Below are 23,432 nucleotides of genomic sequence, written 5' to 3'. Positions count from 1 at the left end.
GTCGGAGGCGTGGCCAGCACATTTAAACTGACTGAATTTCTCTGAATATCAGAGACTTAGGAGCACCGTGGTGCCCAGGAAAGGACTCGAACCTTCACGGCCGTTAAGCCACTGGCACCTGAAGCCAGCGCGTCTACCAATTCCGCCACCTGGGCACGTGCGAGGCACGTGGCGCGGTTAGTAGGGGGCCGTTACGCGCTTGTCAAATTGCTTCGTTCAATTCCAAATCCGCTGTACAGGCCTCGCGCGTTGGCGTATCGCGAATTGGTCTAAATTCCCCCCGTTTTGCCCGTTGCATGACTGACTCAAGGAACTGATCCATGGCTGCCCCCATCGACACCCTCGTTACGGTTTTCGGCGGATCCGGCTTCGTGGGACGCCATGTGGTTCGCGCGCTGGCCAAGCGCGAATACCGGATCAGGGTCGCGGTGCGCCGTCCCGAGCTGGCCGGCCATCTGCAGCCGCTTGGCCGTGTCGGACAGATCAACATTGTTCAGGCCAATCTGCGCCACCCGGCCTCGATCAAGGCCGCGATGCGCGACGCCAGCATCGTCGTCAATCTGGTGGGTATCCTGACCGAAAGCGGCGCGCAGACCTTTGATGCCGTGCAGGCGCGGGGCGCCGGCGCGGTCGCGCAGGCCGCCGCCGAGATTGGCGCCCGGATGGTGCAATTTTCGGCCATCGGCGCCGATGCCAATTCCGAATCAGCCTATGCCCGTGCCAAGGCGGCCGGCGAGCAGGCCGTGCTGGCCGCTGTGCCTTCCGCAACGATCCTTCGCCCGTCGATCGTGTTCGGCCCCGAGGACCAATTCACCAATCGATTTGCCAGTCTCGCCCGGATGGCCCCCGTGATGCCGGTGTTCGGCGCCACGACCAGAATGCAGCCGGTCTATGTGGGCGATGTCGCCCAGGCTGCGGCCGATGCCGTCGATGGCAAGACCCGGCCGGGTGCGACCTATGAACTCGGCGGCCCGGAAGTGCTGACGATGAACGAGATCATCGACATCGTTCTGGCCACCATCGAGCGCAAGCGCATGGTGGTGCCGGTGCCGGCGGCCATTGCCAAGCTGCAGTCCTATTTCCTGCAATTCGCTCCGGGCGACTTCAAGCTGACGCCGGATCAGGTCGCCATGCTGCGCGTGGACAATGTGGTGTCGGAGGCCGCCAAGGCGGCCGGTCTGACGCTGGATGGCTTGGGTATCGCCGCTGATTCGCTGGAAGCGATTGCGCCACAATATCTCTGGCGCTTCCGCGCCACCGGTCAGTTCGCGCATAACGGTATAAACTGACGATATCGTCTCGGCCATGCACACCGAAGGCGTGCATGGCCGATACCCATCGAATTTTAGTAGCCCAGCGCCAGCGCGATCAGGCCAAGCGTGCCGACGATCACGCGCCACCATGCGAACAACGCGAAGCCGTGGCGGGTCACGTAGCCGAGAAAGCTCTTCACCACGATGATCGCGGTGATGAAGGACACCACGAAACCGATCGCGATGATCACGCCGTGATCGACCGAAAGATCGGCCCGGCTCTTGTAGAGATCATAGACGAAGGCGCCGACCATGGTCGGGATCGCCAGGAAGAACGAGAACTCCGCCGCTGCGCGCTTCTCGGCGCCGAGCAGCATGGCACCGACGATGGTGGCGCCGGAGCGCGACACGCCGGGGATCATCGCCACGCACTGCGCCAGACCAATCTTGAGATACATCGGCAATGGGAACGTCGTGGCATCGTGATGCACCGGCTCAAGATCGAGCTGATCGACCCAGAGCAGGATCGCGCCGCCGACGATCAGCGAGAAACACACGACCCACGGATTGAACAAATAGCTTTTGACATAGCCGCCGGCAGCGGCGCCGATGATCGCGGCAGGCAGGAACGCGATCAGCACGCCGATCACGAAACGGCGCGCCGCAGCGTCACCTTTGAACAGATTCAGCGCGATATGCCACAACTTGCCGAAGTAGAGTGCAAGGATCGCCAGAATGGCGCCGAGCTGGATCAGTACGGCGAAGCTCTTCCAGAAATTATCCTCGCCCAGATCGAAGAAGCGTTCCGCGAGCAGCAGATGCCCCGTAGAGGAAACCGGCAGGAACTCGGTGACGCCCTCGACAATGCCGAGAATCACCGCCCTTATCGCATCAGACATCATCTGCTTATCTGTCCTTCGTCAGTGTGGGCCTGAAAAAGCCGGGTTCTTCTCGCCTATTCCCTCCATTGCTGCAATCGCAAATACCATCACATTCGCGGGTTGCCTCAGAACCAAGCTTCGCTAGTTTGGCGCGCGCCGCGTGACACTTTTACCGCCGACGCAACCGAGACGCTTTCTTAACGACCGCATAACTATCAAGGCCCGCATGTACACGCTTTACCATCACTCGTTCTGTCCGCATTCCCGCTTCATTCGTCTCGTACTCGGCGAATACGGACTCGATCTCACATTGGTGGACGAGCGGCCGTGGGATCGGCGCGAGGCATTTCTGGCGCTCAATCCTGCGGGAACTACGCCTGTGCTGCTCACCGACGGTTTCCCGCCCATTCCAGGCGCGGGGATCATTGCGGAATATATCGACGAGACCCACGGGCCGGAGATGGGCGATCGTCGCCTGCTGCCTGTCGCGATGGCGGAACGCATCGAAGTGCGCCGACTGATGGCGTGGTTCAACGAGAAATTCTTCGAGGAAGCGTCCGGTCCGCTGGTCACCGAACGGATTTACAAGCGCTTCATGAGCGAAGAGGTCGGCGGCGGCGCGCCGGCGATGGATGTGATTCGCGCAGCCACCGCAAATGTGCGCTATCATCTGGCCTATATCGGCTGGCTGGCGCGGACGCGTAATTTTCTGGCCGGTGACCGGCTGACTTATGCGGATCTGGTCGCGGCAGCTCATCTGTCGGCGATCGACTATCTGGGCGATGTTCCATGGAGCGAGGACGACGCAGCGAAGGCGTGGTACGCGCGGGTGAAATCCCGTCCGTCGTTCCGACCGCTGCTGAGCGAATGGCTGGCGGGCGTGCCGGCATCGCGGACCTATGTGGATCTCGATTTCTGAGCACATCGGCTGACGACGACCGCACCGCGTTTCCCGCCGATCTCAAGGATACGCTGACGCGCGAGGCACTGGCGCTGGGCTTCGATTCAATCGGGATCACCGATCCAGACGCCATCGCCGGCGTACGCGCGCGACTGCAGGATTTTCTCAACGCCGGCGCCCATGGTGACATGGAGTGGCTTGCCGACAATCCGGACCGCCGCGCCGACCCCAAGGTGATGTGGCAGGATGTGCGCTCCGTCATCATGCTCGGCGTCAATTACGGCCCCGACGAGAACCCGCTCGAAATCCTCAAGCAACGTTCGCACGCCGCAATCTCGGTCTATGCTCGCGGCGACGACTATCATGATCTCATCAAGAAGCGCCTGAAGCTGCTGGCGCGCTGGCTCATCGCGCAGGCGGGCGGTGATGTGAAAGTGTTCGTCGATACCGCCGCCGTGATGGAGAAACCGCTCGCTGGCGCCGCAGGATTGGGCTGGCAGGGCAAACATACCAATCTCGTCTCGCGCGAATTCGGCTCCTGGCTGTTTCTCGGCGCCATCTTCACCACGCTCGAATTGCCGCGCGATAAGCCGGCCAATGATAGCTGCGGTTCGTGCCGGGCCTGTCTCGACAGCTGTCCGACCTCGGCCTTCCCCGCGCCCTACAAGCTCGATGCGCGGCGCTGCATTTCCTATCTCACGATCGAGAACAAGGGCCCTATCCCGCACGAATTCCGCAAACCCATGGGCAACCGCATCTATGGCTGCGACGATTGCCTTGCTGCTTGCCCATGGAACAAGTTTGCGCAGGAAGGCCGCGAGATCAAACTCGCCGCACGTGATGAATTGCGCGCGCCGTCGCTGGCCGAACTTGCAAGGCTCGATGATCCGTCTTTCCGCGCATTCTTCACGAAGTCACCCGTGAAGCGCATTGGCCGTAACCGCTTCATTCGCAATGTGCTGATCGCCATCGGCAATTCAAACGACCTGGCGCTGATGGACGACGCCCAGCGACTGCTCGGCGATGAAAGTCCTGTGGTCCGCGGGGCTGCAGTGTGGGCGTTGTCGCAACTGATGCCTGCGGATGTGTTTGCTGCATTGGCTGTGCGGTTCAGCGAAGCCGAACAGGACGAGAGCGTCGGCCACGAGTGGCGACTGGGCCTCAGTTCGTCAGGTGTCGCGCCATCTCCGGTCGCGCCTTGAGCGCTTCCCCTTGTTTTGCGACGATCCTGGCGATGCGCTCCGGCGCGAAATGCAGATCGACGAAAGCCGGCGCCGTGTTGGCCACTTCGTGATAGTTCGCGATCTTCCCGTCGCGCAGCGTCATGATCGCAACGCCTTCGAACATCGCGCGACCGCCATTGGCTTCGGGGAGTTTCGAGCGATAACTGAAGGTGTAGCGCGCATAGAGCGTAGCGCCGTCGTTCACCGGCGCATGCATATCCCAGCGAAAGTCTTCCGCGGTCCGGTAGAACCAGTCATCGACCATATCAGCGATTTTGGCGCGGCCTTCGAACGCGCCATAGAAGACGTCGTGATAGACGCCGTCCTCGGTGAACAGCGCAGCGAAGCTCTGGCCGTCACGCTGTTCGACGGCATCGCAAAATGCGCGCAACATCGCCATGACATCCATCTCCAGTTCCTCCGCTGATTGATCGCGCTTTTCAGGCAAGCCTATTCAAAACTCCGCCACAGCCGACAATAATCGCGCAATGTCCTGCGGGCGCGACAGCCGATGGTCGCCGTCCTGGATCATGGTCAACACGACATCCTCGCTCGGCAACCGTTCGGCCAGACGAAAGGCATGTTGCCAGGGCACGTCAGGGTCCTGCCTGCCCTGAAGAATCCGCACGGGGCAACCGACGTCGATCGTGCTGCCGAGCAGCAGATGATTGCGCCCTTCTTCGATCAGCCGCCGCGTGATCGGATAGGGCTCGCCATATTCCGACGGGCGCAGCCATTGCCCAGTGGTCTCGATCTCCGCGCGAATGTCCGGCGAGAAGCCTTTCCACATCAGCTCTTCGGTGAAATCCGGCGCCGGCGCGATCAGCACCAGGCCCTTCAGCGTCGCGCGCCCCACTTTGCCGCGTCGAGCCAGCGCGCGCGCCAGCAGCAGTGCCATCCAGCCGCCCATCGACGAGCCGATCACTACCTGCGGACCCTGGCAGGCCGCATCAAACGCCGCGAGGCCATCCTCCAGCCATTGGCCGATGGTGCCATCGACGAAATCGCCGCCGGATTCACCGTGGCCGGAATAATCGAAACGCACGCAGGCGCGGCCATGATCAGAGGCCCAGGCATCAAGCGCCACGGCCTTGCCGCCCTGCATGTCCGATTTGAAGCCGCTCATCCAGAACAGACCCGGAGCAGCGCCATCACGGATCCGCATGGCGATCTGGCGGCTGTTGCTGCCTGTGCCTACAGTGATGAAAGTAGGCTCGGTCGATACCGTTATGCTCATCAAACCATCCTTGTTCGACCCTGAAATGCCGCTTGCTGTTTGATTGAGCAGGTCCGGATCGTCAACGTCGATCCCTGGGGATCATCAACGTCCATACCCTTGTGGAACGTCCACCTCGGTACCGCGTTGCGCTCCCGTCAACCCCGGCTTGCAGAACGAGCCGGGGAACTCTATTTGAGCAAGATTAGCGGTGTGCGACGCCTGATGGCCTTTCGCGTGACGAAATTGCCTCGTATTTGAGTGATTTGACGCTGCGTTGCGTGAGTATGCTTGCTCGAAACGCCTTATTCCTTCACACTGCGGCCTTCCTTCACAACATTGGAGAGTTACCCATTCGCCGTCCCAACAGAGCCCCGCCCGCCGCAACCAAAGACGGGCCGCGCACCAACGATGAAATTCGCAATCTGCAGATCCAGCTGATTGATCAGAACGGCGTGAACCACGGCAACGTGGAAACCATTGCTGCAATCAAGATGGCGATGGAAGCCGGCATGGATCTGGTCGAGATTTCGCCGAACGTGAATCCTCCCGTCTGCAAGATTATGGACTACGGGAAGTTCAAGTATTCGGCGCAGAAAAAGGCCGCCGAGGCCCGCAAAAAGCAGAAGATCGTCGAAATCAAGGAGATCAAGCTCCGCCCGATGATCGATGATCATGACTATGACGTGAAAATGCGCGCGATGCAGCGCTTCTTCGAAGAAGGCGATAAGGTCAAAATCACCTTGCGCTATCGTGGCCGCGAAATGGCGCACCAGGAAATCGGCACCAAGCTGCTCGACAAGGTCAAAGCAGACGTCGCTGAATACGCCAAGGTCGAGCAGGACGCGCGCTTCGAAGGCCGTCAGGTGGTGATGGTGCTGGCACCGCGCTGATCACAATCGTGATTGAGCGCTCAAGGATTGCGGCCCGTCAGTTTTGGCGGGCCTTTTTCTTTGAAAGAGTGTTCGGAGATCAGTCGGAGCCGGGCGGCTCAGCCTGAAATGAGGGCGAGTGCGCCGGCCAGCGCGAGAGCTGCGGCGAGGCCAGCGGCTGCGAACATCCAGCGGGTAGCGGTCTGGGCAGCAGCATCTTGCTGGATGGCAACCGCCCTTGCGGCGGCACGGGCATTCCGGGCCATTGTCGTCGTCCCTCTGTTTCTCTGGTCCGAATAAGATAGGCATCCGACCCCGCTCGGACCAGTCTGAAGCCATGCGCTAAACAGAGTGTTGAGCCGCGTTAATCGTTGCCATCGGGGCATTCCTCTGTCATAAGCCCAACCTTCGTCGCCCGGCTGATTAAGGGCTGCCGTGTCGACGACTGTGCTGACTTCTTGCAAACGGCAATTAGTCGAGCATTTTCAACGCTCTAACGAGCATTTTAGCCTGCGCAACGCCCCTCGGGGCGCTTTCTGCGTGGCCATAGGAGAGCCAAATGCCCAAGCTGAAGACCAAGTCGGGCGCTAAAAAGCGCTTTAAAGTCACCGGTACCGGCAAAGTCATGTCGGCCCATGCCGGTAAGCGCCACGGTATGATCAAGCGGACGAAGAAGCAGATTCGTCAGCTCCGCGGCACCCGCGTGCTGTTCAAGACCGATGGCGACAACATCAAGCAGTACTTTCTGCCAAACGCCTGATCGCCCTACCGCCGCTTAACCCGGCGGATATCACCCCTTTTGTTATTTCAGATGAAGGAGATCAGTCATGGCTCGCGTCAAACGCGGTGTGACGGCTCACGCCAAGCATAAGAAAGTCTACAAGGCCGCCAAGGGTTTCCGTGGTCGCCGCAAGAATACGATCCGCGCCGCCAAGGCCGCCGTCGACAAGGCCGGCCAATATGCGTTCCGCGATCGCAAGCGCAAGAAGCGTACGTTCCGCGCGCTCTGGATCCAGCGTCTCAACGCTGCCGTCCGTCCGCTCGGCATGACCTACAGCGTGTTTATCAACGGTCTCGCCAAGTCCGGCGTGACTGTCGACCGCAAGGTGCTCTCGGATCTCGCGATCAACGAGCCGGCGGCGTTCAACGCGATTGCTGAGAAGGCCAAAGCTGCTCTCGCAGCGTAAGCCAACTTGGGCTGCGCTCGCAGCCTGAGCTCTCAAGCTCCGCGTATTCATCGACATTGTCATGGCCGGGCAGAAGCGTTCACGCGCTCCTGTCCCGGCCATTGACGTCTTAAATCCTTGCAAGACCGTGCTGTAGACCCTGCGCACCCGACCTGTTGTCGGGCGAAGGCAGCAAGAGGCGCCCGCCTCTTTCATCGAGGTTGCTGATGTCCGATCTGACGACCCTCCAACAAACTATCCTGGCAGATATTGCCAATGCTTCCGACGAAGCCACGCTCGAAGCGGTGCGCGTCGGCGCACTTGGCAAGAAAGGCTCGATCTCGGCCCTGCTCGCCACGCTCGGCAAGATGTCGCCAGAAGAACGCAAGACCGAAGGCGCCGCGATCAACCTCGCCAAGGATGCCGTTACGCAGGCGCTGACTGCGCGCCGCGACGTGCTGAAGTCTGCCGCGCTCGATGCGCGCTTGGCATCCGAGACCATCGACGTCACGCTGCCGCTGCGCGATGGCCCGGCCGAGCTCGGCCGCATTCATCCGCTCAGCCAGACATGGGACGAACTGACGACGATCTTCGCCGATATGGGCTTCGCCGTCGCCGAAGGTCCGGATATCGAGACCGACGACTACAACTTCACCAAGCTGAATTTCCCCGAGGGCCATCCGGCCCGCGAGATGCACGACACCTTCTACTTCAATCCGAAGGAAGACGGTTCGCGCCTGCTGCTGCGTACCCATACGTCACCGGTGCAGGTGCGCACCATGCTGAGCCAGCAACCGCCGATCCGCGTGATCTGTCCGGGCCGCACCTATCGCAGCGATAGCGACCAGACCCACACGCCGATGTTCCATCAGGTCGAAGGCCTCGTGATCGACAAGGGCTCGCATCTCGGCCACCTCAAATGGATCCTGCACGAATTCTGCAAGGCGTTCTTCGAGGTCGACAACGTCAATATGCGCTTCCGTCCGTCGTTCTTCCCGTTCACGGAGCCGTCGCTGGAGGTCGATATCCAGTGCCGCCGCGACAAGAACGAGATCCGTTTCGGCGAAGGCGAAGACTGGCTGGAAATTCTCGGCTGCGGCATGGTGCATCCGAACGTGCTGCGCGCCTGCGGCATCGATCCCGATGTGTATCAGGGCTTCGCCTGGGGCATGGGCATCGATCGCATCGCAATGCTGAAATACGGCATGGCCGACCTGCGTCAGCTGTTCGAGGGTGACGTGCGCTGGCTGAATCACTACGGCTTCAAGCCGCTTGAAGTACCGACGCTGGCCGGAGGACTGAGCACGTGAAATTCTCCCTCTCCTGGCTGAAAGATCATCTCGAGACCGACGAGCCGCTTGAGAAACTGACCGACAAGCTCACCATGATCGGGCTCGAGGTCGAGCATGTCGACGACAAGGCGAAGCTGCTGAAGCCGTTCACGATCGCGGAGATCGTCACAGCCGAGAAGCACCCGAATGCCGACAAGCTGCGCGTCTGCACCGTCAATGTCGGCGACGACAAACCCCTGCAGATCGTCTGCGGCGCGCCGAATGCGCGTGCGGGGCTGAAGACCGTGCTTGCACGGCCCGGCACCTATATTCCGGGGAAGGACTTCACCATCGGCCTCGGCAATATCCGGGGCGTCGAAAGCCAGGGCATGATGTGCTCGGCCGGTGAACTCGGTTTGCCCGATGCAATCGATGGCATCATCGAACTCCCCGGGGATGCCCCGGTCGGTGCTGTTTATGTCGACTGGGCCAAGCTCGGCGACCCCGTCATCGAGATCAACCTGACGCCGAATCGCCAAGATTGTACTGGCGTGACCGGCATTGCGCGTGACCTTGCCGCGGCTGACATGGGCGTGTTCAAGAATCCCGGCATCAAGCCAATCAAGGGGGAATTCCCCTGCCCGGTGAAAGTCACGGTCGAAGACGCCAAGCTGTGCCCGGGCTTTGCACTGCGCCTCGTGCGCGGCGTCAAAAATGGCCCTTCGCCGGAGTGGCTGCAGAAAAAGCTGACCTCGATCGGCCTGCGCCCGATCAATGCGCTGGTCGATATCACCAACTTCCTGACCTTCGACCGCGCGCGTCCGCTGCATGTGTTCGACGCCGCCAAGGTGAAGGGCGATCTCACGGTGCGCCACGCGCGCGACGGCGAGACGCTGCTCGCACTCGATGGCAAGACCTATACGCTCGACAGCAAGGTCTGCGTCATTGCCGATGACAACGGCGTGGAATCGCTCGCCGGCATCATGGGCGGCGAAGCGTCCGGCTGTTCGGAAGAGACCACCGATGTGCTGATCGAATCCGCGCTGTGGAACGAGATCAATATCGCGCAGACCGGCCGCAGGCTCGGCATCAATTCCGACGCGCGCTATCGTTTCGAGCGCGGCGTCGATCCGGTCTTCATGGTGCCTGGCCTCGAACTCGCCACCAAGCTTGTGATAGAGCTGTGCGGCGGCACGCCGTCGGAAAGCATCGTGGTCGGCAAGCCCTACGGCGACGACCGCATTATCGACTTCCCGATTGCCGAAGTGAAACGCCTCGCCGCCATCGACGTCCCGTTCCCCGAGATGCGGCGCATCCTCGGCCATCTTGGCTTCATGGTGGCCGGCAGCGGCCCCGTGGTGAAGGTTGCGGTGCCGTCATGGCGCAGCGACGTCACCGACAAGGCCGACATCGTCGAGGAAATCATGCGCATTGTCGGTGTCGACAAAGTGCCGATGACGCCGTTCCCGCGTGGCGATGCCCCGCGCAAGCCGGTGCTGACGCAGATCCAGCAGCGCACCCGCCGCGCCAAGCGTGGACTGGCGGCACGCGGCCTTGTCGAGGCCGTGACGTGGTCGTTCATCTCGAAACCGCATGCCGAAGTGTTCGGCGGCGGCGCCCCTGAACTGGCGCTGGCCAATCCGATCGCCGCCGATCTCTCCGACATGCGCCCGAGCCTGTTGCCCGGACTGATCGCGGCCGCTCAAGCCAATGCACATCGCGGCTCGTCCGATCTCGCGCTGTTCGAAGTCGGCCAGGTCTTCCGTGGCGATCGCCCGCAGGATCAGTTCATGGCTGCATCCGGCGTGCGGCGTGGTCTCGCATCGTCGATTGGCAACGGTCGTCACTGGTCAGGCGCCAGCGCTGCGAATGCGCTCGACGCCAAGGCCGATGCATTTGCGGTTCTCGCAGCCGCCGGCGCTCCGATGCAGGCACTGCAGATCGTGGCCGGTGGCGCCAACTGGCTGCATCCCGGCCGTTCGGGCACCATCCAGATCGGCCCGCAGAACGTCCTCGGTCATTTCGGCGAACTGCATCCGCGCACGCTCGAGGCACTCGGCGCCGACGGTCCGTTGATGGCGTTCGAAGTGATCCTCGATCGTATTCCCGACGCCAAGCAGAAGGCGACGCGCGCCAAGCCGACGCTGGACCTCTCGGCATTCCAGCCGGTCTCGCGCGATTTCGCCTTTATCGTCGATCGCAGGGTCTTGTCCGGCGACATCGTGCGTGCCGCAGCCGGCGTCGACAAGAAGCTGGTCACTGCGGTGACCGTGTTCGACGTCTATGAAGGCAAGGGCATCGACGACGACAAGAAGTCGGTGGCCATCGCTGTCACGATCCAGCCGCGCGAGAAGACCCTGACCGATCAGGAAATCGATGCAGTGGCAGCGAAGATCGTGGCGGAAGTAACGAAGAAGACGGGCGGCACGTTGCGCGCATGATGGAGGCACTCGGCCTGGTCCAGTATTCGACCACGTCGCTCGTTTTTATCACCATCACCGCCTTCATCGCCGGACTGGCCCGCGGGTTTTCGGGCTTCGGTTCGGCGCTGATCTTCATGCCGCTCGCCTCAAGCGTGGCCGGCGCGCAAGTCGCGTCGCCTCTGCTGCTGCTGATCGACTTCTCAACCACGCTGACGCTGATCCCGAACGCTGCAAGACGAGCCGACAGGCGCGACGTCAGCATCATTTCGCTGGGCGCGCTTATTGGCGTGCCGCTTGGCACCATGGCCTTGGCCTGGGCCGATCCGCTGACTGTTCGCTGGGGCATCGTCGCGCTGATCGTCACGATGCTGACGCTACTGATCTCCGGCTGGCGCTATCCCGGCAAGCCGACCGTACCGGTGACGGTCAGCGTCGGTGGTGTCGCCGGCTTTTTCGGTGGCTTGGCGCAGCTCGGCGGCCCGCCCATCGTGATGTATTGGCTGCGAGACGCGGCGGTCGCGGCCGTCACACGCGCAAACATCATTCTGTATTTCGCTATCGCCGACGTGCTGATCATCATCAGCTACACGATCGGTGGATTGTGGAACACAGCCATCCTCGGCCTTGCAGTGATTACCGGACCACTGTTCGGTCTCGGCCTCTGGCTCGGCTCGAAACTGTTCGGCAAGGCCAGCGACGAGCTGTTCCGCCGCATCTGCTACGCGTTGATCGCCGTCTCCGCGCTGATTAGCCTGCCGCTGTTCGACGGGATATTTCACTGACGCTTGCGTGACTTGCGGCGCCAGCCGGCGCGGCGTTAGGGTCTCTCCAATTCAAAAATACGGGAGAAAACCATGATCGATCGCCGCGACATGCTGAAATTTGCCGCTGCCGGCGCCGCGGTCTTGGCGGCGCGCCCCGCGCTGGCGCAGACGCCGGCAAAACCGCGCACCAGGATCATATTTCTCGGCACCAAGGGCGGCCCGCGCGTCGGCGTCGGTGCATCCAATCCCGCTAACCTCGTTGTCGTCAACGATACGCCATTCGTGATCGATTGCGGCATGGGCGTCAGCCGGCAGCTGGTCAATGCCGGCGTGCCGATTCCCTCGGTGAAGTATATCTTCATCAGCCACCACCATTCCGATCACAATCTGGAATACGGCAACCTCTTCTACAATGCGTGGGCCGCAGGCCTCTCGACGCCGATCCACTCGTTCGGTCCCAGGGGCATCGAGGCGATGACCCGGACTTACTGGGAGCTGAACAAATTCGACGTAGATACCCGCATCGAAGATGAAGGCCGCCCCGATCCGCGACCGCTGCTCGTTGCCAAGGATATAGCGGAGGATGGCGTGGTGCTGCAGACCGCCGACGTCAAGGTGACAGCGTTCCGCACGCCGCATCCGCCGATCGTCGACAACTTCGCCTACAAATTCGAGACGCCCGACGGCGTCATCGTGTTCTCCAGCGACACCGCTTACAACCCGAAGCTCGCAGAGTTCGCCAAGGGGGCGGACGTGCTGATGCATGAGGCACTTTACGTCCCCGCTGTCGACCGGCTGGTGATCAAGACGAAGAATGGCGCGACGCTGAAAAAGCATTTGATGGAGAGTCACACCACCACAGAGGATGTCGGCCGCATCGCCGCCGCGGCTGGCGTGAAGGTGCTGGTGCTCAGCCATTTCGTGCCGGGCGACGATCCCGAAGTCACCGACGAGAACTGGATCGAAGGCGCGCGAAAGAATTTCTCCGGCAAGATCATCGTGGCCAAGGATCTGATGCAGCTGACGCTACCGGTGTAGCGCCAATAGCAGCCTCACGTCGCAGCTACTCCGCTCCCGCTCCGCTCGACCGCTGCCGCCGCTGCTTGGTTCGCACCGGCTTTTCCGGTTCCGGCTCCTTCATTGCGCCGATCTTCTTGAGCGCCGCCTCTGCTGCGCGCTCGCCGCTTTCCCATGCGCCATCGACCGTGCCCCACAGCGTTTCATGCGTTGCTTCGCCGGCGAGGAACAGATTGCCCATGGGCTCAGCCAACACGCGGCGCGAGGCCTGGCCACCCGGCGCGGCCCCCGACATGGCTCCGAGCACGAATGGCACCGTATCCCAGCGCGTCGTTGCAGAGCGCTTGATCGCAGGTTTGATATCGGAGCCGAACAGCTTCGTCAGCCACTCCACAGCAAAAGCCAGCATCGCAGCCTCACCCTGAGTTGCAAGGTCGCGGCCGAATGTGCCGGCGACATCGACGGTACACAGTGATGATCCACCAATATTCGCAAATAGCGCACCGGTGCGTGTGCTCGTGCTTTGCTCGACCATCAGCTCGTCGCGACCGAGCCCGAGCGGATTGCCAGTAAACTGCAGCGCTATACGGTCATAGCTGCCGAGGCTGAGTTTTGCCGCCGCCTCGAGCTGCCGCTTTGGCAGTTCCGGCGTGAACTTGATCGCTCCCGACGACAACACATTGCTCGACGCGGTGATGATGACGGCACGCGCCGCAATGCGTCCCGACGCTGTTTCCACCCCGATGTCACGACCGCTCCAAGTCACGCGCGTCACAGGCGTCGACAGCGCCACCGGGACGGCTTCGCCGAGTTTGCCCATCAACGCGCCGAGCCCCTGGCGCGTGGCAACGTCGATGGCGCGATCCTGCGCGCGCGAGAGATCCACCGTCGAGAGATCTTTCAGGTCCTTACCGGTCGCATAAGCCCCGAGCACGAAATCGATCGTGCCCGCCCAGTCCCCGAGGTCCTTCGGTAGCGCCGCGGCGCAGGAGATGTCGGCCCGGCGCGCGGCCTCGTCGATGGCGCGATTGGCGCGCACCACCGCGGCGAGCAATTCCTCGGTTTCGCCGGCGCGGGCGTTGCGACGACCTATGCGCAGCTTCTGGCTCGGCGGGGACGGGGCGACATCGATCCCCGCCGGCCGGGCAAGCTTCACCACTGCGTTGGTTTCAGGCGTGTGCAGCCAGCGTGCGCCACGATCGAACGGGACGTCGAAGCTTGTCGCGTCCGTCATGCACCGTCCGCCAATCCGGCTGGAGGCCTCGACCACGATCACCTTGCGGTTGGCGGCCTGGATACGGCGCGCCGCAGCAATGCCCGCGGCACCTGCGCCGATCACGACAATGTCAGCATCCCGGGGTAGTGGCGCAGCCAATGCCCTTGCGCCGAACAGCGGCGCGAGCGTCAATGCTGCGGACGCCGACAGGAAATCCCGGCGTGAAATTGTCATGACATGGTTTCCGAAATTTTGCGATGCATGAGAACGTCCCGCGAACCTTGCCGTATTCGAGGATGTGCAGCAACCATTGTGGTGAATCAATCGTCACCAGCGGCGCGTGGGCATGAACCAAATTGCAATGGCTCTCGACCATGATGAAGCCAGGGAAAGCGGTCGACATGAACCGCGCTGGGGGAGTCACGATCATGGGCCTCATGCTCGATACGGTCGGGAAACTGATCGCGAAATATCTGCAGAAGGAACTGCCCGGCTACGAGCCCTTCACGCCGAGCGACCCAGAACGCCTGCGCGGTATCATCCAGGAAGGTGATGTGTTGCTGGTCGAAGGCAACAACCGCGTCTCCGGCATCATCAAATATCTCACGCAATCGACCTGGTCGCATTCTGCGCTCTATGTCGGGCCGATCGACGGCGCCACCGAGCCGAATGGCGAGCCGCATGTGCTGATCGAGGCCAATATCGGCGAAGGCGTCACCTCGGCACCGCTGTCGAAATATTATCCGTTCCACACCCGCCTGTGCCGCCCGGTCGGTCTGTCCTATGAGGACCGCGTCACGGTGTGTCGTTACGCCATCAACCGGATTGGCTTTGGTTACGACACCAAGAACATTCTCGACCTGATGCGCTTCCTGATCCCGCTTCCGGTGCCGCAGCGCTGGCGGCGGCGCATGATCGCTTTCGGCTCCGGCGATCCCACCAAGATCATCTGCTCGGCACTAATCGCGCAGGCTTTCGATGCCGTGCGCTATCCGATTCTGCCGAAAATCACCCGCGCCGGCAGCCGCCAGGCCCGCCGCGAGATCCTGCATATCCGCGATTCATCGCTGTATATGCCCAGGGATTTCGATATCTCGCCCTATTTCGAAGTGGTGAAGCCGACCATCGAACTCGGCTTCGATTACACGGCTCTGCACTGGGCCGACAAGCAGAAGCCGCTCCGGGAGGTGGCGGGCACTTTCGATCCATTTCCGGACGTCTTCGGCACGCCGCCGCTCATTTCTGAAACGACTGACACGGAAGCGGAAGTGGCTGACGAAGACATGAGCAGGCCTAGGATCAGGCAGGTCGCCTGATCCGCTACGTCAGGACTTGACCGCGCCCGCTGTGAGTCCGCCGACCATATAGCGCCGGAACGCGTAATACACTGCGGCCGGCGGGAGCGCGTAGATGAAGCCCGTGGTCATCAGCAATTCCCAGGGCGAGTCGTCGGCGGCCAGGAAGTTGCCGAGCGCCACTGGCAGCGTGATCTCCGTGTCTTTCGACAACAGCAGGAAGGCGTAGAGATATTCGTTCCAGGCGAGCAGCAGCGCATAGGTGCCGATCGCGACCAGCGACGGCAACATCAGCGGCACATAGACCATGCGGAACAGTTGCAGCGGCGTTGCGCCATCCATGATGGCGGCTTCGTCGAGCTCGAGCGGCAGCTTGTCGGACGCCTGTTTCAAAACCCAGATCGCATAGGGCGAGGCGATGGTCACCATCGCCAGGATCAGCGACCAGTGATTGTTGAGCAGACCGTAATTGCCCATGGTGCGATACATCGGCACAGCGAGGAATGCCGCGGGAATGAAATAGGTGAAGAGAGCGAGATTCATTACCGTCCGGCCGCCACGTACACGCAGCCGTGAGATTGCAAAGGCTGCCGATGTTGCAGTCACGAGCGTCAGCGCCCCCACCGCAACCGCTATCACAACCGAGTTTCCAAACTGCGCCCAGAAATCGCGCAGGAAATAGTGCTGCTGATTGAACACGATCCTGAAATTGTTCAGCGTCGGATGGTCGGGCCACAGCTTGCCCGCGAACGCATCCTGTTTCGGCGAGATCGCAAACAGGAACATGTGATAGATCGGAATCAGCGTCCAGATCAGCACGGGAATGCCAATCAGCAGCAGTCGCGCTTCGGTTCCGACTTCTCGTAGCGTTGGCACTCTCATCGGGCAAACCTTCTCATCGAGAGAGCCGTTTCATCATGAAATAGACCAGCGGCAACACCAACGGCATCGCGCAGACGATAGACGCCATTGCGAGATCGAGCTGATCGAGCCGGAGATAGCGGATACCCAATGTGGAGAGCACATGGGTAAGATCGGCCGGGCCGCCGCCAGTGAGCAGATAGACGCTGTTGAAATCTCCGAGCGTCCAGATCATCGAGAGCAGCGTGCAGGTCAGATACAGCGTCTGCATTGACGGCCAGGTGATGAAACGGAACTTCTGCCACCAGCTGGCGCCGTCGACGTCGGCGGCCTCGAACATGTCGTTCGAGATGGCGAGGCGGCCGGTCATCAGGATCAATGTCCAGAACGGCAGCGACTTCCAGATATGCACCAGAATCGCCAGCGTCAGACCCATCGCTGGATTGTTCAGCCAATTCGGGCCGTCCTCGCCGGTGAACTTGAAGATCAGATTATTGATCACGCCCCATTCGGGATTGAACATGAAGCGCACCGACAGAATGGTCGGAATCGACGGCACCGCCCAGGGCAGGATGAACAGCACCGAGAGCCAGCGGATCCAGGTGCGCGACTGCACGAAGAAGCCGGACAGGAACAGAGCTATCAGCATCTTCACATTGATGCCGATGATCAGGAAGATCAGCGTATTGACGACGGCGCGGGCGAAGACCGGATCGTTATAGAGCGCGACATAGCTGGCCGGATGCCGCGCCAGCCACAAGCCATAACCGATCGGATAGACCACGAAAGCGGCGAAGACGAGCAGATAGGGCGCCAGCATGACAATGCCCCAGACCTGCGGCGTCGATAGCCGCGCGGACAGGGGAGGAGAAGGAACGTCGGAGGTGGAGTAAGTGATCGCCGTCATTGCGCCTTTGACCTGGATGTAACTCAACTGTCACTCCTCGGCACACCAATTGGTGTGCCGAGGGCGGGACCGGCGCCAAAGGCGGCGGTCCTGTCCGGAACGACGGAGGCCTTAACCCGCGATTTCCTTGATGCGGGCGATCAACTCATCGACGGCCTTTTCGACCGGCACCTTCTCGCTGACCACACGGTTCATCGCCTTGGCCCAGACATTCTCGTTGTTGAGGATCGTGAACTTGTAGTTCTTCACGAAATCGAACGACGAGGTGCCACCCGTGAACTGGGTGTAGACCGCCTTGCGATGCTTGTCGGCCTGCCAGAACGGACTTGCCTGTCCGGCCTTGGTCACCGGGAACCAGCGACCGAGTGCACCTTCAACATAGGGGCCGAGGTTTTCTTCTTCCATCAGGAACTTGACGAACTCCTTGGCGCCCGCCTTGTTCTTCGACTGTGAAAAGATCATCCCCGTCTTCACGTCGGAGCGATACTTGATGGGCGTGCCGTCCGGCTTCAGCGGGAACGACGCCGTGACGATCGTCTCCTCATAGGCTTTCTTGCCCGCTGCACGCTGTTCCGGCGTCAGCGACTGATTCTGCGAATCCTCGAACCACTTCGCCGCGATCGAAATCGTGAAGTTGTGGGTCATGAGGATGCTCTTGTTGTGGAAGGCGACATTGTTGTCGGGGTCCTTCCACGTCGTCGAGGACGGCGGCGTACAGCCCTTGATATAGGTGTCGGTATAGTCCCTGAGCGCGCCGATCAGGCCTTCCTTGACCTTGGGATCATCCACCAGAAGCTTGCCGTCATCATCCACCAACTTGACGTTGTAGGCATCCATGAAGGTGTAGAACGACTGCAGCGAGTCCGTGGACTCCACGCCCATCGGCTGGCCGACGCCATAGGCACGGCTGCCTGACGCCTTGCGGTAGGCCGGCTGGACCTTGTCGCACCAGAATGACCAATAGCCCTTCCAGTCCTTGGGAATATCGCTGACCTTGTAGCCGGCCTGCTCGAGAAGATCGCTCCAGATCTCCACATGCATCGACTGCTGCTTTAGCGGAAAGCCGTAATAGGCCTTCTTCTTGGTCTGGCCATTCATCAGATAGGCGGTCTCGACCGTGTTCGGCGCAAACTTGTCCTTCATCGGCGCGAGAATGTCAGTGAGGTCTTCGAGCTTGCCCTCGAAGGCCCATTTGCCGGACGCCTGCACGTCATAAGTATCGGCATAGGCGACATCCGGCGGTGTCCCGGAATCCAGCGCCGCCACGGTCTTCGGGATCATGTCCTGAATGGCATATTGCGAGAGTTCGACCTTGATCTTGGTTTTGTCTTCGAACTTCTTGATCGCTGCCAGCAGCGATTCATCTTCGGATTTATAGAAGCCCTTGCTGAACCAGACGGTGATGCTTTGCTGCGCGAAGGCGGGCGCTGCGGTCAGAAACAAGCCAGAAGCGGCAGTGGCAACAACAAGCGCACGGGTACCCTTGGTGATCAAGACGTCGTCCTCCCTGATGATTGTTTTTCTTGAGACTACCTCTTTCTATTTATCCGTCCAGTGAAGAAGTCGATGCTGCGCTGCACTTGTCTGACAACTTCGCAATGGTTACGTCTTCGTGATTACAAGGAGAAAATCGGATGTTTGTCGCTGCCGCCAAAGCGCTATCGCAAATTCTTTCACCGCCAATGCGCAGCATCCTGTGGAAGTCGATCGGACTTGCCCTCGTTTTAATCACCGTCCTGGCGGTCGGCATGCAGCGGCTGTTGAACTGGGCTGCCACTTCGGGCGGCGTCTGGGCTGAAAGTGCTATCGGGTCGGACTACCACACGATGATCAATGTTCTGTCCTGGATCTTGTCGATTGCCGCCGGTCTCGGCGTCGTCGTCGGCGCAATCTTTCTGATGCCGGCGATCACGTCACTGGTCGCCAGCGTGTTCGTCGATGATGTCGCCGATATCGTCGAGCGCGAGCACTATCCCGCCGAGCGGGCCGGCGTCGCATTGCCGTTTGGGCTCGCGATCACCGAAGGTGGCAAGACGGCGCTGCTGACCATCGCGGTCTATCTGATCGCGCTGCCCTTCGTGTTCTTTGCCGGCATTGGTTTCATCGTCTTCTTCATCGCCACGGCCTGGCTGCTCGGCCGCGAATATTTCGAGCTCGCCGCCATGCGGTTCCGCTCGCCGGCGGACGCCAAGGCGATGCGCAAGCAGCATGCGGCGACGGTGTTCACCGCGGGGCTGTTCATCGCAGCCTTCGTCTCGATCCCGATCGTCAACCTGGCCACGCCGTTGTTCGGCATGGCCTTCATGGTCCATATGCACAAGCGATTGAGCGGGCCACGACCCGAGCTGATCGAGCCGGGCCGCGTGACGAAGGTGCCGGTCGCCTAGATCACCGTCTTCTCCGGCCACTGGCACAGATCGTTGATCAGGCACACCTCGCAGCGCGGCTTGCGTGCGAGGCACGTATAGCGGCCGTGCAGGATCAGCCAATGATGGGCATGCAGCATGAACTCGTGCGGGATCACGCGCTCCAGTTCGAGTTCGACATCCAGCACGTTCTTGCCCGGCGCCATGTTGGTGCGATTGCCCACGCGGAACACATGGGTGTCCACAGCCATCGTGTATTCGCCGAACGCCATGTTGAGCACGACATTGGCGGTCTTGCGCCCGGCGCCCGGCAGTGACTCGATTTCGGCGCGGGTGCGCGGCACGACGCCGCCGAATTCGCGGATCAGTTTTTCCGACAGCGCGATGACGTTCTTCGCCTTGGTGCGATAGAGGCCGATGGTCTTGATATATTCCCGCACCGTCTCTTCGCCGAGATCGATCATCTTTTGCGGTGTATCGGCGATGGGAAACAGCGCGCGCGTCGCCTTGTTGACGCCAGCGTCGGTCGCCTGCGCCGACAACACCACAGCCACGAGCAGCGTATAGGGATTGAGATGTTCGAGCTCGCCCTTGGGCTCGGGATTGGCCTTGCGAAAGCGCGAGAAGGCTTCATGCACCTGGGCTTTAGTCCAAGGCTTCAACTTGATGGGTTTCAGCTTGATGGGCTTCGACTTGGCTGCCTTCTTCGCAGGCGCCTTTACCGCTTTCGCTACAACCTTCTTTGCAGGACTGGATTTCGTGCTGGCGGGGAGCTTGCGGGTGATTTTCGGCATCAAAGGGATATACTGAGGGACCATGACATCAGGCAACGACTTTGACGTCCTGCAGGAACCGATGCTGTTCAGCGCGCTGCTTCGCCCACATCGCGCGCTGGGTCGCAAGGGCTTCCTCGTGCTCATGGGTTTCATCAGCGTGGTCTCGTTCAGCGCGGGGATGACCTTCCTGCTGATGGGCGCCTGGCCGGTGCTCGGCTTTTTCGGCCTCGACCTGCTGGCGATCTATATCGCCTTCAAGATCTACGACAGACGCGCCAGGGCCACCGAAGAGATCACGGTCACGCCGTCGGAAATCCGTGTGCGCCGGGTCAGCCCGCGCGGTGACGTGGTCGAATGGGCGTTCAATCCGCTCTGGGTGCAGATCGATCAGGTGTGCCACGCCGAATTCGGCATTGAGCAGCTTTTTCTGGTGTCGCGCGGCCGTCGGGTGTCAATCGCGCGGTTCCTCGGCGCAGAGGAAAAAGCAAGCTTTATCAAAGCTTTGATGGAAGCGCTCCAGGCCGCCAAACGCGGCCCGACCTATAATCCGGTGAACTGATGACCAATCGGGAAACGGGTGGTTTGCGCCCCGGGGCAGGCCTACATCGATATCATGATGAATCTTGCCAGAGACCTAGCGATGACTGAGCATCGCCCGATCAAGCCGGGCCAGCGCGACGCGGCCCTGCGCGATTACGATTCCGTGCGCCGTGCTATCGGTTTCATGCATTCACAGTGGCGGGACCAGCCGAACATCGAGGCCGTGGCTGACGCCGCGAGCGTGACGCCGGACGAGTTGCACCACCTGTTCCGCCGCTGGGCCGGACTGACACCGAAAGCGTTCATGCAGGCGCTGACGCTCGATCACGCCAAGCACCTGCTGCGCGATTCCGCCAGTGTGCTCGATGCGGCGCTCGACTCCGGCCTGTCGGGCCCGGGCCGGCTGCACGATTTGTTCGTCACCCATGAAGCGATGTCGCCGGGAGAATGGAAAACCGGCGGCGCCGGTATGGAATTGCGCTACGGTTTCCATCCCTCGCCGTTCGGCACAGCCATCGTGATCGCCAGCGACCGCGGCCTTGCGGGTCTCGCTTTCTCCGATCCCGGTGAGGAGCGGACAGGCTTTGCCGACATGGCCCGCCGCTGGCCAGCCGCGACGCTCATCGAAGATATGGAAGCGACCGCACCACTGGCACGGCGCATTTTCGATACCAAACTGTGGCGCCCGGACCAGCCGCTGCGCGTGGTACTGATCGGCACAGATTTCGAAGTCCGCGTCTGGGAAACGCTGCTGAAGATTCCGATGGGCCGCGCCGTCAGCTATTCGGATATCGCCTGCAAGATCGACAAGCCGAAAGCCTCACGCGCCGTTGGCGGTGCGGTGGGCCGCAACCCGATCTCTTTCGTGGTGCCGTGCCACCGCGCGATCGGCAAATCTGGCGCGCTGACCGGCTATCACTGGGGCATCACCCGCAAACAGGCGATGATCGGCTGGGAGGCCGGACAGGTCGGGGCGAGCTAAGGACGGGAAGAGACGCTGGCCGTAACTTCTGTAACCGGCAGGCCGCGAGATGGACGCGACCTGCTGGATCGCGATGATCAGGAAACTTCCTTCAGCACCGGCACTGCCGCCTCATCTGGCTTCATTTCCTCGAGACTGCGATTGCGGGGCTCGATACCCAGCGCCCATACAGTGATGATCTGCAGGACCAGAAGTCCGATCATCAGCGCCATCACGCCGGCGACGCCGCGCGCCTCGAACAGGGTTACCACCAGGAACGGCGTCACGATGGTGGCCCCGCGCCCCAGCGTATTGACGATCCCCGACGCCCGCAGACGCACTTCAGTGGGAAACAGTTCGGGGATGTAGATGCCGAACAACAGCGCAACCAGCACATAGATCGGGATCGTGAGCGCGAAGCCCACCGCTGGCAGCAGCAGCGGGTCCGAAATCATCGGATAGATGATGCCCAGCACCACCGCGATCAGCGACGAACCGATGATGGTCGGCTTGCGACCCCAACGATCCGCCGTCAGCGCACCAATGGCCGAGCCGACCGGAGCACCCAGCGCCATCAGCAGCGAGTAACTGAACGAGGTCGCGACGCTCAATCCCTGTTTGATGAAGAACACCGGCAGCCAGGTCACGAAGCCATACAGCAATGTGTTGATGGTGATCAGGCAGACCGAACCGACGATCATGCGCGACAGCAGTGGCGGCACGAACAGCGATGACAACTGGCCGGACGCCTGCACGGTCGGGATCGTGGTCACCGGCGGCAGCGGCTTGCCTTGAGCCGCCTCACTCTCGATCTTCTGCATGAGCGCCTCAGCCTCCTCGCGGCGACCGACAGCCTCGAGCCAGCGCGGCGACTCCGGCAGGTTCTTGCGCATATACCAGACCACCAGCGCACCGATACCGCCGAGCACGAACATAGCGCGCCATCCGAACATCGGCACCACGAACGAGGCCACCAGCAGCGCCACCGGCAGGCCACTGACGACGCAGACGGCCATCAGCCCCAGATACCTGCCGCGCGAACGCGCCGGAACGAACTCGGTCATCGTCGAGTAGCCGACCACGTTTTCAGCACCGAGCCCGAGGCCCATTACAAAGCGGCACAGGATCAGAATGGTCATGTTCGGTGCGAATGCTGCCGCAAGCGATGCCACGCCGAATAGCAGCAGATTGAATTGGTAGGAGAACCGACGGCCAAAGCGATCACCGAGAAAGCCGGTGCCGAACGAGCCGAGCATCATTCCGAAGAACGTGGCCGAAATGAACAGCGCATTCTCGGCGAGCGTCGAGAAGCCGCTCTTGAGCGTCACGCCCAGCACCGTTCCTGCGATGTAAATGTCAAAGCCGTCGAAGAACATTCCAATCCCGATCAACGTCATGATGCGGTAGTGGAACGGTCCAATCGGCAGCCGGTCCAGCCGGCCGCCTGCATTTACTGATGTCGGCATCGTCGTCTCTCCCTGTGTGTTTCCGTATCGGTTGACGCCGTCCCTCTTCGGGGATCT

The 23,432-nt window shown here is 61.3% G+C and carries 24 protein-coding genes and 1 tRNA gene; 14 read left to right on the top strand and 11 right to left on the bottom strand.

Going from position 1 to position 23,432, the window contains the following annotated elements; genetic code table 11:
* Window positions 1-68: 68 nt before the first annotated feature.
* Window positions 69-155 (bottom strand) — tRNA-Leu (locus AB8A27_RS25500).
* 165 nt (window positions 156-320) lie between these two features.
* Here AB8A27_RS25500 and AB8A27_RS25495 point away from each other — a divergent pair.
* Complete coding sequence (locus AB8A27_RS25495; RefSeq protein ID WP_441244290.1) at window positions 321-1,289, top strand: complex I NDUFA9 subunit family protein; 969 nt, start codon at window positions 321-323, stop codon at window positions 1,287-1,289.
* A gap of 56 nt (window positions 1,290-1,345) precedes the next feature.
* On the opposite strand, the gene AB8A27_RS25490 is transcribed toward AB8A27_RS25495, so the two are convergent.
* The gene (locus tag AB8A27_RS25490; protein WP_170849629.1) at window positions 1,346-2,155 is read right to left on the bottom strand and encodes an undecaprenyl-diphosphate phosphatase; all 810 of its coding nucleotides are present in this window, start codon (window positions 2,153-2,155) and stop codon (window positions 1,346-1,348) included.
* Window positions 2,156-2,360: 205 nt separating this feature from the next.
* Here AB8A27_RS25490 and AB8A27_RS25485 point away from each other — a divergent pair, with 205 nt between their 5' ends.
* Both AB8A27_RS25485 and queG read left to right on the top strand, forming a co-directional pair.
* Window positions 2,361-3,053 carry a glutathione S-transferase family protein gene (locus AB8A27_RS25485; protein WP_068730287.1) on the top strand — a complete coding sequence of 231 codons (693 nt, stop codon included), beginning with the start codon at window positions 2,361-2,363 and terminating at the stop codon, window positions 3,051-3,053.
* Window positions 3,002-4,237: a tRNA epoxyqueuosine(34) reductase QueG gene (gene queG, locus AB8A27_RS25480; RefSeq protein ID WP_441244289.1), complete on the top strand. Its 1,236-nt coding sequence runs from the start codon at window positions 3,002-3,004 to the stop codon at window positions 4,235-4,237. The genes AB8A27_RS25485 and queG overlap by 52 nt, the downstream gene beginning before the upstream one ends.
* Here queG and AB8A27_RS25475 read toward each other — a convergent pair.
* Both AB8A27_RS25475 and AB8A27_RS25470 read right to left on the bottom strand, forming a co-directional pair.
* A complete protein-coding gene (locus AB8A27_RS25475) occupies window positions 4,197-4,667 on the bottom strand; it encodes a nuclear transport factor 2 family protein (protein WP_441244288.1) in 471 nt (156 codons plus the stop codon). The two genes, queG and AB8A27_RS25475, sit on opposite strands and share 41 nt — an antisense overlap.
* A 45-nt stretch (window positions 4,668-4,712) precedes the next feature.
* On the bottom strand, window positions 4,713-5,495 hold the full coding sequence (locus AB8A27_RS25470) for an alpha/beta hydrolase (protein WP_441244287.1): 783 nt from the start codon (window positions 5,493-5,495) through the stop codon (window positions 4,713-4,715).
* A 332-nt stretch (window positions 5,496-5,827) separates the two neighbouring features.
* Here AB8A27_RS25470 and infC point away from each other — a divergent pair, with 332 nt between their 5' ends.
* Window positions 5,828-6,367 carry a translation initiation factor IF-3 gene (infC, locus tag AB8A27_RS25465; protein WP_092141944.1) on the top strand — a complete coding sequence of 180 codons (540 nt, stop codon included), beginning with the start codon at window positions 5,828-5,830 and terminating at the stop codon, window positions 6,365-6,367.
* Between the two features lie 98 nt (window positions 6,368-6,465).
* On the opposite strand, the gene AB8A27_RS25460 is transcribed toward infC, so the two are convergent.
* Entirely contained in the window at window positions 6,466-6,612 is a 147-nt protein-coding gene (locus AB8A27_RS25460) for a hypothetical protein (RefSeq protein WP_176454502.1), read from the bottom strand.
* A 293-nt stretch (window positions 6,613-6,905) separates the two neighbouring features.
* Between AB8A27_RS25460 and rpmI the strand changes: the two genes are divergently transcribed.
* The 6 genes from rpmI to AB8A27_RS25430 all read left to right on the top strand — a co-directional run bounded on the left by rpmI (window position 6,906) and on the right by AB8A27_RS25430 (window position 13,008).
* Window positions 6,906-7,106, top strand: coding sequence for a 50S ribosomal protein L35 (gene rpmI, locus AB8A27_RS25455; protein WP_011661951.1), 201 nt, complete (start codon window positions 6,906-6,908; stop codon window positions 7,104-7,106).
* Window positions 7,107-7,173: 67 nt separating this feature from the next.
* Entirely contained in the window at window positions 7,174-7,533 is a 360-nt protein-coding gene (gene rplT, locus AB8A27_RS25450) for a 50S ribosomal protein L20 (protein WP_068730282.1), read from the top strand.
* 206 nt (window positions 7,534-7,739) lie between these two features.
* Window positions 7,740-8,822 carry a phenylalanine--tRNA ligase subunit alpha gene (pheS, locus tag AB8A27_RS25445; protein WP_441244286.1) on the top strand — a complete coding sequence of 361 codons (1,083 nt, stop codon included), beginning with the start codon at window positions 7,740-7,742 and terminating at the stop codon, window positions 8,820-8,822.
* Complete coding sequence (gene pheT, locus AB8A27_RS25440; RefSeq protein ID WP_441244285.1) at window positions 8,819-11,224, top strand: phenylalanine--tRNA ligase subunit beta; 2,406 nt, start codon at window positions 8,819-8,821, stop codon at window positions 11,222-11,224. Before pheS ends, pheT begins: the two co-directional genes overlap by 4 nt.
* Window positions 11,221-11,988, top strand: coding sequence for a TSUP family transporter (locus tag AB8A27_RS25435; protein WP_441244284.1), 768 nt, complete (start codon window positions 11,221-11,223; stop codon window positions 11,986-11,988). The genes pheT and AB8A27_RS25435 overlap by 4 nt, the downstream gene beginning before the upstream one ends.
* 72 nt (window positions 11,989-12,060) lie before the next feature.
* Entirely contained in the window at window positions 12,061-13,008 is a 948-nt protein-coding gene (locus tag AB8A27_RS25430; protein WP_441244283.1) for an MBL fold metallo-hydrolase, read from the top strand.
* A gap of 25 nt (window positions 13,009-13,033) precedes the next feature.
* On the opposite strand, the gene AB8A27_RS25425 is transcribed toward AB8A27_RS25430, so the two are convergent.
* On the bottom strand, window positions 13,034-14,437 hold the full coding sequence (locus AB8A27_RS25425; RefSeq protein WP_441244282.1) for a flavin monoamine oxidase family protein: 1,404 nt from the start codon (window positions 14,435-14,437) through the stop codon (window positions 13,034-13,036).
* Between the two features lie 194 nt (window positions 14,438-14,631).
* On the opposite strand from AB8A27_RS25425, the gene AB8A27_RS25420 reads away from it, so the two are divergent.
* The gene (locus tag AB8A27_RS25420) at window positions 14,632-15,519 is read left to right on the top strand and encodes a lipo-like protein (protein WP_441245024.1); all 888 of its coding nucleotides are present in this window, start codon (window positions 14,632-14,634) and stop codon (window positions 15,517-15,519) included.
* 9 nt (window positions 15,520-15,528) lie between these two features.
* Here AB8A27_RS25420 and AB8A27_RS25415 read toward each other — a convergent pair whose 3' ends face one another.
* The 3 genes from AB8A27_RS25415 to AB8A27_RS25405 all read right to left on the bottom strand — a co-directional run bounded on the left by AB8A27_RS25415 (window position 15,529) and on the right by AB8A27_RS25405 (window position 18,760).
* A complete protein-coding gene (locus tag AB8A27_RS25415) occupies window positions 15,529-16,380 on the bottom strand; it encodes a carbohydrate ABC transporter permease (RefSeq protein ID WP_441244281.1) in 852 nt (283 codons plus the stop codon).
* 13 nt (window positions 16,381-16,393) lie between these two features.
* Entirely contained in the window at window positions 16,394-17,266 is an 873-nt protein-coding gene (locus AB8A27_RS25410) for a carbohydrate ABC transporter permease (RefSeq protein WP_441245023.1), read from the bottom strand.
* 111 nt (window positions 17,267-17,377) lie between these two features.
* Complete coding sequence (locus AB8A27_RS25405; RefSeq protein WP_441244280.1) at window positions 17,378-18,760, bottom strand: ABC transporter substrate-binding protein; 1,383 nt, start codon at window positions 18,758-18,760, stop codon at window positions 17,378-17,380.
* 140 nt (window positions 18,761-18,900) lie between these two features.
* Here AB8A27_RS25405 and AB8A27_RS25400 point away from each other — a divergent pair, with 140 nt between their 5' ends.
* The gene (locus tag AB8A27_RS25400) at window positions 18,901-19,653 is read left to right on the top strand and encodes a sulfate transporter family protein (protein WP_441244279.1); all 753 of its coding nucleotides are present in this window, start codon (window positions 18,901-18,903) and stop codon (window positions 19,651-19,653) included.
* On the opposite strand, the gene nth is transcribed toward AB8A27_RS25400, so the two are convergent.
* The gene (nth, locus tag AB8A27_RS25395; protein WP_441244278.1) at window positions 19,650-20,426 is read right to left on the bottom strand and encodes an endonuclease III; all 777 of its coding nucleotides are present in this window, start codon (window positions 20,424-20,426) and stop codon (window positions 19,650-19,652) included. The two genes, AB8A27_RS25400 and nth, sit on opposite strands and share 4 nt — an antisense overlap.
* 22 nt (window positions 20,427-20,448) lie before the next feature.
* On the opposite strand from nth, the gene AB8A27_RS25390 reads away from it, so the two are divergent.
* Entirely contained in the window at window positions 20,449-20,967 is a 519-nt protein-coding gene (locus AB8A27_RS25390) for a DUF2244 domain-containing protein (protein ID WP_441244277.1), read from the top strand.
* A gap of 81 nt (window positions 20,968-21,048) precedes the next feature.
* The gene (locus AB8A27_RS25385; RefSeq protein ID WP_441244276.1) at window positions 21,049-21,930 is read left to right on the top strand and encodes a methylated-DNA--[protein]-cysteine S-methyltransferase; all 882 of its coding nucleotides are present in this window, start codon (window positions 21,049-21,051) and stop codon (window positions 21,928-21,930) included.
* A gap of 77 nt (window positions 21,931-22,007) precedes the next feature.
* On the opposite strand, the gene AB8A27_RS25380 is transcribed toward AB8A27_RS25385, so the two are convergent.
* Window positions 22,008-23,375 carry an MFS transporter gene (locus AB8A27_RS25380; RefSeq protein WP_441244275.1) on the bottom strand — a complete coding sequence of 456 codons (1,368 nt, stop codon included), beginning with the start codon at window positions 23,373-23,375 and terminating at the stop codon, window positions 22,008-22,010.
* Between the last annotated feature and the right edge of the window lie 57 nt (window positions 23,376-23,432).

The sequence above is a fragment of the Tardiphaga sp. 768_D3_N2_1 genome, from assembly GCF_052076105.1.
Lineage (GTDB): Bacteria > Pseudomonadota > Alphaproteobacteria > Rhizobiales > Xanthobacteraceae > Tardiphaga.
This window is presented reverse-complemented; position numbering and strand designations above follow the sequence as displayed.